The 11,951-nt window shown below is 30.2% G+C and carries 12 protein-coding genes; 6 read left to right on the forward strand and 6 right to left on the reverse strand.

Annotation, left to right across the window (positions count from 1 at the left end; all coding sequences use genetic code 11):
- The first annotated feature begins 152 nt into the window (after positions 1 to 152).
- The gene (locus FNZ64_RS03800; protein WP_142413526.1) at positions 153 to 806 is read left to right on the forward strand and encodes an HAD family hydrolase; all 654 of its coding nucleotides are present in this window, start codon (positions 153 to 155) and stop codon (positions 804 to 806) included.
- 179 nt (positions 807 to 985) lie between these two features.
- Here the strand turns inward: FNZ64_RS03800 and FNZ64_RS03805 are convergent, their stop codons facing one another.
- From FNZ64_RS03805 to FNZ64_RS03815, 3 genes are all read right to left on the reverse strand, one after another.
- Positions 986 to 1,693 carry a 2-phosphosulfolactate phosphatase family protein gene (locus FNZ64_RS03805; protein ID WP_142413527.1) on the reverse strand — a complete coding sequence of 236 codons (708 nt, stop codon included), beginning with the start codon at positions 1,691 to 1,693 and terminating at the stop codon, positions 986 to 988.
- 15 nt (positions 1,694 to 1,708) lie between these two features.
- Positions 1,709 to 2,641 carry a tRNA modification radical SAM protein MnmL/YtqA gene (mnmL, locus tag FNZ64_RS03810; protein WP_142413528.1) on the reverse strand — a complete coding sequence of 311 codons (933 nt, stop codon included), beginning with the start codon at positions 2,639 to 2,641 and terminating at the stop codon, positions 1,709 to 1,711.
- A gap of 283 nt (positions 2,642 to 2,924) precedes the next feature.
- A complete protein-coding gene (locus FNZ64_RS03815) occupies positions 2,925 to 3,983 on the reverse strand; it encodes a hypothetical protein (RefSeq protein WP_142413529.1) in 1,059 nt (352 codons plus the stop codon).
- A 346-nt stretch (positions 3,984 to 4,329) separates the two neighbouring features.
- Here FNZ64_RS03815 and FNZ64_RS03820 point away from each other — a divergent pair, with 346 nt between their 5' ends.
- Entirely contained in the window at positions 4,330 to 5,394 is a 1,065-nt protein-coding gene (locus tag FNZ64_RS03820) for a YkvI family membrane protein (protein ID WP_142413530.1), read from the forward strand.
- 75 nt (positions 5,395 to 5,469) lie between these two features.
- Positions 5,470 to 6,375, forward strand: a complete 906-nt coding sequence (locus FNZ64_RS03825) for a radical SAM protein (protein WP_142413531.1) — start codon at positions 5,470 to 5,472, stop codon at positions 6,373 to 6,375.
- Between the two features lie 183 nt (positions 6,376 to 6,558).
- Here FNZ64_RS03825 and FNZ64_RS03830 read toward each other — a convergent pair whose 3' ends face one another.
- Entirely contained in the window at positions 6,559 to 7,209 is a 651-nt protein-coding gene (locus FNZ64_RS03830) for a phosphatase PAP2 family protein (RefSeq protein WP_142413532.1), read from the reverse strand.
- Between the two features lie 163 nt (positions 7,210 to 7,372).
- Positions 7,373 to 9,169: a heme NO-binding domain-containing protein gene (locus tag FNZ64_RS03835; RefSeq protein ID WP_142413533.1), complete on the reverse strand. Its 1,797-nt coding sequence runs from the start codon at positions 9,167 to 9,169 to the stop codon at positions 7,373 to 7,375.
- Positions 9,170 to 9,383: 214 nt separating this feature from the next.
- On the opposite strand from FNZ64_RS03835, the gene FNZ64_RS03840 reads away from it, so the two are divergent.
- From FNZ64_RS03840 to FNZ64_RS03850, 3 genes are read left to right on the forward strand one after another with little or no spacing between them, the layout of a single operon-like run.
- Positions 9,384 to 9,584: a spore coat associated protein CotJA gene (locus FNZ64_RS03840; protein WP_243129182.1), complete on the forward strand. Its 201-nt coding sequence runs from the start codon at positions 9,384 to 9,386 to the stop codon at positions 9,582 to 9,584.
- Between the two features lie 14 nt (positions 9,585 to 9,598).
- A complete protein-coding gene (locus FNZ64_RS03845) occupies positions 9,599 to 9,883 on the forward strand; it encodes a spore coat protein CotJB (protein WP_423244924.1) in 285 nt (94 codons plus the stop codon).
- Between the two features lie 43 nt (positions 9,884 to 9,926).
- Positions 9,927 to 10,499 (forward strand): manganese catalase family protein, encoded by a 573-nt coding sequence (locus FNZ64_RS03850; protein WP_142413534.1) that lies wholly within the window; start codon positions 9,927 to 9,929, stop codon positions 10,497 to 10,499.
- Positions 10,500 to 10,563: 64 nt separating this feature from the next.
- On the opposite strand, the gene FNZ64_RS03855 is transcribed toward FNZ64_RS03850, so the two are convergent.
- Positions 10,564 to 11,901 (reverse strand): peptidoglycan-binding domain-containing protein, encoded by a 1,338-nt coding sequence (locus tag FNZ64_RS03855; protein ID WP_142413535.1) that lies wholly within the window; start codon positions 11,899 to 11,901, stop codon positions 10,564 to 10,566.
- Positions 11,902 to 11,951 lie beyond the last annotated feature (50 nt).

Genomic DNA, 11,951 nt, shown 5'->3' on the forward strand with positions numbered 1-11,951 from the left:
ACTCTAATACTCTCATCTTTTTAAGACTTAGAGAAAAAAAGGGGGAATATGCCCCTATATAAGAATTTATGAGCTTTAAAGGAATACGCATTTCCTCCTAAGCTTATAAACCTGTTTATGAAATAAAAAAACTTAAAATAGGGGGAAATTATATGTTAAGAGAAATAAAGGGTGTTATATTTGATTTAGACGGAACTTTAGTAGATTCTATGTGGATATGGGAAAAAATCGATATAGATTATTTAAAAGCTCACAATAAACCTCTGCCCAAAGACCTAAGATGCCATATTGAACATCTTAGCTTTGAAGAAACCTCTTCTTACTTTAAACAAAGATTTAATCTGCCCTATACAGAAGAAGAAATTCAAAACCAATGGTTTGAAATGGCAATAAAAGAGTACTCCACTAATGTACCATTAAAAGCAGGAGTAAAAAACTTTTTAAAAATATTAAAAGCAGCAAACATAAAAATAGCTCTAGCTACAAGTAACTGCAAGCCTCTAATAAATGCTTGCTTAAAAGCTCATGGCATTGAAGAATATTTTCATAGCATCACAACTACAAGTGAAGTCACCCGCGGAAAGAACTTTCCTGATGTATATCTTTTAGCTGCTGAAAGGTTAGATGTGGCCCCTAAAAATTGCGTGGTTTTTGAGGACATACTCCCAGCTATAAAGGGTGCTAAGTCTGCGGGGATGAGAGTTGTTGGTGTTTATGATGATTTTTCAAAACTGCAAGAAGAAGAGATTAAATCCATAGCTCACAAGTATATATATAACTATGAAGAACTTATTAATATAATTTAATAATTATAAAAAGCTATGAAGAACCTATAAATATAACTTTATAATTATAAAGAATTAGTTAGAGAGGGATTATAAGCCTGTTAAATTTAAGCTTATAATCCCTCTAATGTTTATAATAAGATTTTTGCCAGTATAACATAAAAATTAATTTTTATGTTAAGCTTAATTAAGTATAAAATTTATTTAATCTCACAATTTTTATACTGAGGCACAATATGCACAGTATCCTTTTTGAAGCAGTATTCTAAATCTTCTTCTAAACCTAATGACTTTAATCTTTTATAATGAACTGCATCTTTTATAAAACTAATTATATCCTTATGATTATCATAAGACATTAAGGCAGTACGAGCTATATCAGTAAGCTCTAATTCCTCTTCATTTTCTCTAATCTTATATATAAGATATCCTGCACAAATAAAGTCATCCATAGAGAACTCCCCATTGGTTCCTGAATTTACTATAACTAAATCTTCTCCAAAATCTAAGACTTTCTCTGCCACTGCTTCCCCATTTATCATAGAACCAATTAATATATTTTTAGCATCTTCACTAGCCTTTATAGCCCTCGTCCCATTGCTTGTAGTCATAACTAAAGTCTTGCCACTTATAACTTCCTTTGTGTACTCTAATGGAGAATTAGAACAATTAAATCCTTCTATTTTAAGTGCATTTCTCTCTCCACCCAATATACATTGATCTAGATTTTCCTTAGCATATTCAAAGGCTTCTTCCATAGAAAGTACAGGCACAACTTTTGAACATCCGTTATTTATAGCTGTTACAATTACAGAAGTTGCCCTTAGAACATCAATTATTACCACAGTTTTCCCTTTTATCTTTTTCCTATCTATGTGGTCTGCAGATATCATTAAATCTATTTTCATAACACTTCACCTCTTTTAAAGCTCCTTATAATTTTTCCCTTGATATATATCCTCAGTTTCTAACTTTTTATCTATAGCATTTAAAACTTCCCATTTTTTAAGACTCCACATAGGACCTATAAGTAAGTTTCGTGGAGCATCTCCTGTAAGTCTATGAACCACCGTAGAATGCGGTAACAGAGATATAGCTTCACAAATTAAATCTACATACTCTTCCATTTCCATAAACTTTAACTGCCCACTGTCATAAAACTTTACTAGAGGAGTATTCTCCATTAAATGAAGAAGATGAATCTTTACCCCTTGTATATCCATATGAGAAATATATTTTATGGTATCTAACATATCCTCCCTATCTTCCCCAGGAAGCCCAAAGATAATATGTACCACTACATCAATATTTCTTTTCCTTAGTTCTCTAACTGCCTTTTCAAAAACCTCTAATTCATATCCTCTATTTATTAATTTAGCTGTGCTTTCTTTTGAGGTCTGAAGTCCTAGTTCTACCCAAGTATAAACCTTTTTATTATAAGACTCTAAAAGCTCTAATACATCTTCTCCAAGGCAATCTGGTCTTGTAGCTATAGCTAAGGCCACTACCCCTTCTTTATCTGTAGCTTCTTTATACTTTTTATCTAAAACCTCTATAGGTGCATAAGTATTGGTATATGCCTGAAAATATGATATATATTTCCCTGTATTCCATTTTTTCTTCATCATATTTTTTATATCTTCAAATTGCTTATCTATAGAAAATCTCCTATCCCCAGCGAAATCTCCTGACCCCCTAGAACTACAAAAAATACATCCCCCTGAACTAATCTTTCCATCTCTATTGGGACAAGAAAATCCAGCATCTAAGGATATTTTAAAGACCTTTTCTCCAAATTTTTCTCTTAAAAAATAGTTCAAACTGTGATATCTTTTATCCTGCCAAAATTTTTGCATTTTCTTCTTCCTTTCAGTTAAATATAACTATATTTTATGCTTATTATAAAAAAACTTCAAATCTTTATAAGTCAAAAGATAATATAGTGAAGTACTTAGGACTTTTCTAATTCTAAATTTTCATCTCTACATAATCAAAAAAGTAATATAGTGGAGTATTCTCTAGGATTAAAATAAAATTTAATCCTAGAGAAATTTTTCTCCACTAAATATAAATCCCTACAACTTAATTATATCAAACCTATAAAATTTTTATATTTATGTTTTAAATTGCACTAATGTCTTATAACTTAGTTATATTAAACTCCTTTAAGTCTAATTTGTACTTTCCTAAAATAGATGTATCTGAACTATTTATACCATCTCTTTTTTTAACTTCAAAGTTCAATATATCCTTATTAAAAGAATCATATACTAAATCAACTTTATCTACTGGGAAAATACTTTTAAAATCTATAGGCACCATTTCACCAGATCCTGCTTTATATATTCTAAATATTTTTCCTCCACTGCTTTTATACTGACAAAGTAAAAGTTCCTCATCTTGGGAAAAGACTAAAAACTCTATACTACTACCTTTTAGTATATCTAAGGAGACTATCTCTTTTCCTACAGGTTTTTCTTTCATTCCCGTTGACTTACCTTCTTGGTCCCCTTGTTGACCTTCACTTTTATCACCACCACCTCCACCTCCTGCTCCACTTCCTTGAACTGCTAGAGTGTCATCTATAGCTATAACTCCTATATAAGGATTTTCTCCTTTAGTGCTTACAGCTATTTTATCACCACTATAAGAGAATTGTATTGGGCCAAATTCATCTTTAGTAACTGGCACTTTGTATATGTTACCTCCATCATCCTTAGGGAAAAAATAGTTTGGTAAACTCCCCATCTCTGTAACAAGATCAGTTTTTACGTTTTTCTTGCTTCTTTGCCTTATTTGCTTTTTTTCATTAAACCCCTCTTTTTCTGGGTTATATTTGATTTCAGATATTTTATATTCTGACTTTTCTTTTATAACTTTTATAGCATAATTATCTAAAAAAGCTTCTGAAGAAGTTTCACTTGATCTTGTTACTTTCATCTCTATTAATGCACTTCTCCCCACTTCACTTATATTTTCCATATTATATCCTTTAATCTTAAGCTTATTTTCCCCCATATCCTTGCTTTTTTCTTCTAACTCTTTTGTATATAATTTTTTAGCATTTTTATAATCTTCATTAGAAAGATACCCCATATAATTTTCAACTATATTTACAGCAGATTTCATTTGGAACTTATTTTCATCTGAATTTTCTTCTTTCTTAGATTTACTACAACTTATAAAGAATAAACTCATAAATATTAAAATAATGCATAATATTATTCTTTTTTTTCTCACATTTATCTATGCCACTAAAAATATGAATAACCATATACCTCTTAACAGAGTTACTAGCTTCAGCAGGTTCTTTCTGAAACCTATAGCTCTTTGCAAGCTGTGGCATTAACCTCCCTTTCTTTTGTTATTTATCATCTTTTATTTTATAAATTTAATTTTGCCTCCAACTTCTATCTCTTTAATTAGTTGTAACTATATTTTTTCCATAAAACAAAATTTAATTAATAAATTCATTATTTTATAAAACACATAATATGTATATATAGAACTAGTTATGTTCTACTAATTTTCTGGAGGGATTCACTTGAAAGAAACCTTTAAAAAAGTATTACAAATTTCAGCAGTATTTATTGGTACCGTAGTAGGTGCTGGTTTAGCTTCTGGTCAAGAAATAACACAATTTTTTACTACATACGGTGCTAAAAGTTTTATAGGCATTTTTGTTTGTCTTATAATCTATATTATTATGTGTTCTATAATATCTAGTATAAGTATTAAGTATAATTTAAATTCCTATGACCAATTAATAACTACTGTAAGCCCAGGCTATTTTGGAAAAGCCACAGATTTAGTTACAGGCTTTTTCTTAATTAGTAGCTCTGCTATTATTTTAGCTGGAAGTGGTGCATTGCTTCATCAATATTTTAATATTCCAAAATACGTAGGTATTTTACTTATGTGCGTAATATCATTGTACACATTAATGAAAGATACTAATGGATTGGTTGTGATAAATTCTTTTATAGTGCCGTCTCTAATATTTGTATTGTTATTTGTATTTTTCTTATACCTAAGCTTTTTCGGTGAGTATATAACTATAGATAAGATAGTAAGTATGAAACCACATAAGGTAGAAATATTGCCCTATCAATGGTTTATATCCTCATTACTATATGCAGGATTTAACATACTTTGTTGTAGTGGAGTTTTAGTGCCTTTAAGTCGTGAAGTAAAGTCTAAAAGTGCTATGATAAAAGGAATTATTTTAGGTTCTATTGTTCTTACAGTGCTTTCAATTATTATAAATATTATGCTAGGACTTAACATTCCTTCTATTTTTAAATATGACATTCCATTACTTCACATAGCAGCACCTTTTGGCAAAATAATTCAAGGCATGCTTCTTTGTGTTATATGGTGTGAAATGTTTTCAACAGAGGTTTCTGACATATATAGTGTAGCTAAAACCATGGAGCAAAAGTATAAAACAAGTTATAAAAAGGCTGTTTTTATAGTAATGGCAATTGCAGTTCCCATGTCTCAAATAGGATTTAAAAACTTGATTAAGGTCCTATATCCTGGATTTGGAGCTGTTAGTGTTATATTTATGGTTAGATGTATATGGTTTTACATTAAAAATAAATCTTAAACTTTGACAAGAACTCCATGCTCTTGATAAAATTATTCTAAGATATTTTAACTTAAGTCGAAAGAAGGACATTTTATGAATAATAAGATATATTTAGAGCAATGTCATATGTGCCCTAGAGATTGTAATGTAAATAGAAATAAAACTTCTCTTGGTGTATGTAATGCAGGTAATGAAATTAAGCTAGCAAGGGTTTCGCTCCATCCTTGGGAAGAGCCTCCTGTATCAGGCGTAAATGGTTCTGGAACAGTGTTTTTTTCTAATTGCAATTTAAAATGTGTGTTTTGTCAAAATCACCATATAAGCCAAAATGGTAAAGGTAAAGAAGTCTCCATACAGAGATTAAGTGGTATTTTCTTAGAACAACAAGAAAGAGGCGCTCACAATATAAATCTTGTTACCCCTACTCATTATGCGCTACAAATTAAGGAAGCACTTAAAATAGCGAAAGAAAGAGGTTTACATATACCTATTTTGTACAACTCAAATGGATATGAAAGTTTAAATACTTTAAAGGCACTGGATGGATATATAGATGTTTATTTACCTGATCTTAAATACTACAATGATAAGTATGCTATTAAATATTCTAATGCTCCTAATTATTTTAAAATAGCATCAGAAGCTATAAAACTTATGTATTGTCAAGTAGGATCTGTTCAGTTTGATGAAAATGGAATGATTAAAAAAGGTATGATAATAAGGCATTTAATGTTACCTGGGCTTTTATTTGATTCTAAAAAGATAATAGATTTTATCTTCCAAAATTTTGGACATAATGTTTATATTAGTCTTATGAATCAATACACACCTATGTATAAGGCTTCTCAATTTAAAGAGATAAATAAAGTATTAAACCCTAAGCTCTATGACTCTTTAATTGACTATTGTTCATCCTTAGGAATTAAAAATGCTTTTATTCAAGATTCTGGAACAAATACAGAGGATTTTGTACCTGAATTTGATTTAAGAGGAGTTTAAATTTAAGTCACAAAAACAAATAGCTATTTACAAAAATATATAAGACTTTCTAAGTTTCTATCCCTATGAAACTTAGAAAGTCTTATTAATTCACATGAAAACTTTCTGATAAACCACTTTAAATAATATGTTCTAATTAAAAATATATTGAAATAAAATTTCCTTTTTACATAAATATTCTAGTTATATATGTTTATGAAAATTAGTTTTTGAAAATATATAACATATTCCAAAGGCTAATACAGCTCCTGATATAACATCAGCAAAATAATGTTGTTTTATATATAAAGTTGACATTATTATACTTATACCTATTAAAGTACAAATGATTTTAGTCCACTTTCCAAACTGCTCTGATGCACATACAAAAAAATTAATTATTATGGTATTAATAACATGTATGCTGGGAAAACAATTATAGGGATTATCATTAGAATATATCCACAACACCATCTTGCTTAAAATATCTGTCCCAACCACTTCAGGCCTTGGAACATGGGTTGGCAATAAAAAAAAGATTACATAGCTTATTAGCATACCTACATTTAAACTTAATACTGCCCTAAAATACCTTTTTTTATCCCATATACATAATAAAAATAAGAATAATACAACGTACACATACCAAGCTACATATGGAATTATAAAAATTTTATTAAACTGAATAATATCATCTATTTTCATCTTAATTATTAAGGTATTTTCTTGCTCTCTGTTTAATATTAAATATATTATATTTATAATTGGTACACTTACTAATATAGCCATTCTTTTTATTACACTATTCCATTCACTTCTCACAATAGTTTTCATTTCTTTTAACGCTGCCTTCATCTACATCTAACCCTTTATCCAAATTTTTTTATTAAAAACTAAAAGTTATAATATATTCCTTATTTCCATATATTCATTTGTCTAAATTTTATAATAAAAGAAACCCTATAATTATTGTACTTTATAGGGTTTCTTTTGTATAGGTATTTAAGGTCAAATTAAGCTAAATTTTATATTTACTTAAGTCTTTCTTAAAATCTTCCGTAATCTTTTTAAATTCTACTACGTTATTTGTTAATTTTTTAATTTCGTTTGTATAACTAGTGACATTAGCACTTACCTCTTCTGAGGAAGCTGAGTTCTCCTCTGCAATAGCTGCTAGTGACTCTATACTTTCATAGATAGTGGCTATGGATTCTGCCTCTTTATCTAACTCATTTATTGTGTTTATCATAGTTTCTGCAACCTCTCCAATAGATATAGTTGCCTCATAACTACTATCTTTCACAATTTGTAAGCCCTCTGTTTCTTTTTTAAGTACATTGAATTGATCACCTATTTTATCTACTAATCCATTTATATCTTCAACAAATTGAACTAAGTTTGAATTTATTTCTTCAACTGCAGTTTTTGTTTGTTCTGCTAGTTTTCTAACCTCTTCTGCTACCACAGCAAATCCTCTTCCTTGTTCTCCTGCCCTTGCAGCTTCTATAGATGCATTTAATGCTAAAAGATTAGTCTGTTCAGATATTTGAGATACTATAGACACAATACTAGTTATATCTTTTGCCTTACCCTCTAAATTAATACCTTGATTTCTGAGTACCTGGAAGTCTCCTAAGGTATCATTTATTTTTATACTTACACTTTCTAAACTATTATAGCTTGTGTTTATTTTATTTAAAGCCCCTTCTAATTCAGCCTTATTACTTTTTTCATTATCTACGATGTTCTTAAGGTTATTAATGTTTCCATTTAGAACTAAAGCTGTATTTTCAGTACTTTCAGCTTGTGTTACAGCACAATCTGCCATCTGTTCTACTACTCCTGAAATTTCTCCAGAGGTATGATTCATAGAATTGGATATACCTTGAAGTCCATCTGCAAAGGTATTCATCTCATCTGTAATTCCTTTAAATCCAACAAAATCAGCTTGTACAACACCTTTATATTCCTTAAGCTCACTATATATTTCTTCATAAACATCCCCTGTAGAGATTTCCGAATCATCTACATAGTTATTAGTCTTTAATTTTTCTATTACTTCCTTAATATCATTAATAGGTCTATTTACTAAATAGCCTGTTAGAACAGTTAAAATTAAACTAGTTAAAGAAATTATAATACTACTTACTATTCCTACTTTTAAAAGAAAACTACTCAAAAAAGTGAAGATAAACGTAGGTATACCAGCTTTTATTCCAGTATTTTTTATAAGCCCTCCTAGTGAAAGGATTTTATTTATTGTATATTTTTTTCTGTAGTATATATCCTTATTAAAGGTTATTTTTAATTTTAAAAAATCAGATGTTCTCTCTACCTCTTCTGTCTTGATATCTTCTTTAAAATGTTTTGCTGTACCTTCTAAAAGTCCCATAAAATAGTCAAACATTCCCCTTGATGAGCTATAACTAAAATATGCTTCTCTCTTTGATATAGGAGTTATATTAAGTAAAGGTGGTTTAGCTCCTTTAAATTTTTTAGTCATTACTACATGAACATTAAACATAGACTTTAAAAATGAGTATAAATTCTCATGTTGAAAAAATGCTGGGAAGTCTGAGTAAAAGGAATTTACATTGTCAACACCAATAATTCTCCAAAGCTCACCAGTATTCATACCCTTTTCTTTCGCTATATAATTTACTACTATTTTAACCTTTGAATCATCAACATTTTCTATTGGAGAAAAGATTTTATCCCTAGTCCAACCACCTTTCTCCATGGCATCAGAAATCAATTCTTCCCCATAAAGCCTCTTGCAAGTATTCATCCAAGTTGCCACTACTGTGCCCTTCATTGTAACACCTCCAATTTTCTATTACTTTATATTATCGTACTTTTATTTTTTATCTTAACTATATAGTTTTATTATTTTTTACCCTTTTAATCCATAAATGTAAAGTAAAATTTTTTATCTTATTATGGATTTAATTAATCTTAAATAATATTATATTCACCATTTTTTATGCTATTCATAATATACTACTATGAACCAATAAGGAGGTATAGTAATGGATAAATTACAATTTCAGTATTACAAAGAATGTATGCCTAAAAAAGAAGAAGACCACATGTGTAGTCCTATGCATTGTGGAAAATACAGACTGGCACAAGCTTATGTAATTAAGCAACCTTATGCAAAATTATATTCACCATGTGAGGCTCTAAAAAGAGGAACTCTCTTTACTAATCTTTATGACCCTTATAAATAAAAGGAGGAAACTATATGGATAAGTGTATGATGGATAAATGTATGATGGATGATCATATGAGCAAGAAAGATATGATGAGAAAAATACAAGAACTCTCTTTTGTTCTTGTAGATCTTAATTTATATTTAGATAACTTTCCTAAAAATGAAAAAGCTTTAATGCAATATAATATGTATTCTGTAGAATTAATGAAAGTAAGAAATGCATACGAAAGAAAACATGGACCTTTAGTAAACTTTGGTTTTGCACCTAGTAAATATCCTTGGCAATGGATTGATGAACCTTGGCCTTGGGAATAAAGATAAATTACTATACTGAATAATATACTAGGAGGAATTATTTATGTGGCTTTACGAAAAAAAGATTCAACATCCCATTAATATAAAATGTAAAGATTTAAGAATGGCAAAATACCTTGTAACTCAATATGGTGGACCTGATGGGGAACTAAGTGCGGCTATTAGATACTTAAATCAAAGATACACTATGCCAACTGGAAAGGCAAAAGCCCTTTTAACAGACATAGGTACAGAAGAATTAGCACACGTTGAGATGATAGCTACCATGATATACCAATTAACTAAGGATGCCACTCCACGTGAGTTAGAAGCAGCTGGACTCGGAGCTCATTATGCTCAACACGGAAAAGCTTTATATCCATCAGATGCCAATGGAGTACCTTGGACTGCTGCATATATACAAGCTCATGCAGATCCAGTTACAGACCTTCATGAAGATATGGCAGCAGAAGAAAAGGCTAGGGCAACATATGAGCATTTAATACATCTAACTGATGATGTAGAGGTAAAAGAAGTCCTTAGGTTTTTAAGACAAAGAGAGGTCGTTCATTTCCAAAGATTTGGAGAAGCTTTAGTTGACGTACAAGAAAATAAAAACTGCAAAAAATACTATTAATATAAGGAGCTATCCCAACTAAGGGATAGCTCCTTACTTATTACTTATTATCTATAACTTACTACTATTCTATATCATCGAAATACTCCACTTTTGGGAAATCATTTACATTGGAGTAAGGTCTATGCGGCATAAATATTTTTTTATCTCCTTTACAATCCCTAAGTTCTGCTATTTTCGTTACTGCCACATAAATATCTGATATCTTATACCAAGTATCATATCCTACTGTACCCGTTTGTGGTAACCCAAATATACTTTGAAATGCTTTTACAGAGTTTGCTGTAGATTCTCCATAAACTCCATCCACCCTAACCTTTGGTATAGCTGGGAAATTATCTGATATCCTATTTAAGTAAGTTTGAACTGTTCTCACTGGAATACCTGAACTTCCTATACCTAATGTATATCCTGGATAAGACGTAGGTATTCCTGAAACCTTCTTAGCTGTTGTAAGCTCAATATCACTTCCATAGAAACTAGTTAAAATGTCATAAGGGGCCTTTCCTTCATCTCCTAAATATTTACTTCCCCATTGAGTAAGCCAACCAGGGCACTTAACTTTTACTCCATCACAATATTGCGTAAGTAATGGTTGCTTTGCACCAAACCTCTTTACGTAGGTTGAAAATATCTGATCTACTACCCGACTTATATTATCATATATATTTCTTCCATACATAAAAGCATGATCATAAGCTGTAGAACTAGTAACATCAAAATTTTTGCCTTTTCCTCTATACCACTCAGTGTAAATTCTATTAAGAGTAAAAGATAAAATACAATATACATTGGCTCTAATTGTATTTTCTGACCATGTAGAAAATATTTCACAAGAAGCTACATTCTTTATATAATCATTAAATCTCACTGTGTAATTAGGTGCCGTTGGATCATCTGGAACTCCTTGATGTACAACTACAAACTCAGGTATAACTGGTTCTGGTAATACTACAAAACCACTTGGTGGTGGTGGAAGTGGCTTTTCTGGATTTTCTGGTATTTTAGGGGGATAATTTCCCACCAACCTATTAGGACCTATGGTTATTACTTCTTCCTGCCTTGTAACTCCAGTACCCTTTTGTGTAAGGTTGCTATTTTGAATAGCAAGTTCTTCTGGAAACACCTGAACACCTTCAACTAAAAGAGGATTATATCCCTCTCTTTCAATTTGAACATTATACAAACTATAAGGTAACTTTGTAGATGGATTCATAGAATATTCTAGGGGTGGTGCTGGCAGTTCTACTTCTGGAGTTTGTCCAGATATATTAGTATTAACCACCATTTCTTTTGTTACTTCTCCCGGCTCTGGTACTTTTCTTATAGTAACTTTAGCTTCTTGAACCGGTGAAAAGCTACTTCCCTTTAAAACCCCTACCTTTAATCTTCCTGAAGGCATATATTTATCTCCTTTAAAAAAATGATTTCATTAATATTATATGAATAAGA

The sequence above is a fragment of the Hathewaya massiliensis genome, assembly GCF_902143515.1.
GTDB lineage: Bacteria > Bacillota > Clostridia > Clostridiales > Clostridiaceae > Hathewaya > Hathewaya massiliensis.

Coding starts and splice junctions, on each gene's coding strand:
- FNZ64_RS03840 (WP_243129182.1), top strand. CDS start 9,384: ATGGATAAATTACAATTTCAGTATTACAAAGAATGTATGCCTAAAAAA.
- FNZ64_RS03825 (WP_142413531.1), top strand. CDS start 5,470: ATGAATAATAAGATATATTTAGAGCAATGTCATATGTGCCCTAGAGAT.
- FNZ64_RS03800 (WP_142413526.1), top strand. CDS start 153: ATGTTAAGAGAAATAAAGGGTGTTATATTTGATTTAGACGGAACTTTA.
- FNZ64_RS03815 (WP_142413529.1), bottom strand. CDS start 3,983: ATGAGTTTATTCTTTATAAGTTGTAGTAAATCTAAGAAAGAAGAAAAT.
- FNZ64_RS03830 (WP_142413532.1), bottom strand. CDS start 7,209: ATGAAGGCAGCGTTAAAAGAAATGAAAACTATTGTGAGAAGTGAATGG.
- FNZ64_RS03845 (WP_423244924.1), top strand. CDS start 9,599: ATGGATAAGTGTATGATGGATAAATGTATGATGGATGATCATATGAGC.
- mnmL (WP_142413528.1), bottom strand. CDS start 2,641: ATGCAAAAATTTTGGCAGGATAAAAGATATCACAGTTTGAACTATTTT.
- FNZ64_RS03835 (WP_142413533.1), bottom strand. CDS start 9,169: ATGAAGGGCACAGTAGTGGCAACTTGGATGAATACTTGCAAGAGGCTT.
- FNZ64_RS03805 (WP_142413527.1), bottom strand. CDS start 1,693: ATGAAAATAGATTTAATGATATCTGCAGACCACATAGATAGGAAAAAG.
- FNZ64_RS03850 (WP_142413534.1), top strand. CDS start 9,927: ATGTGGCTTTACGAAAAAAAGATTCAACATCCCATTAATATAAAATGT.
- FNZ64_RS03855 (WP_142413535.1), bottom strand. CDS start 11,901: ATGCCTTCAGGAAGATTAAAGGTAGGGGTTTTAAAGGGAAGTAGCTTT.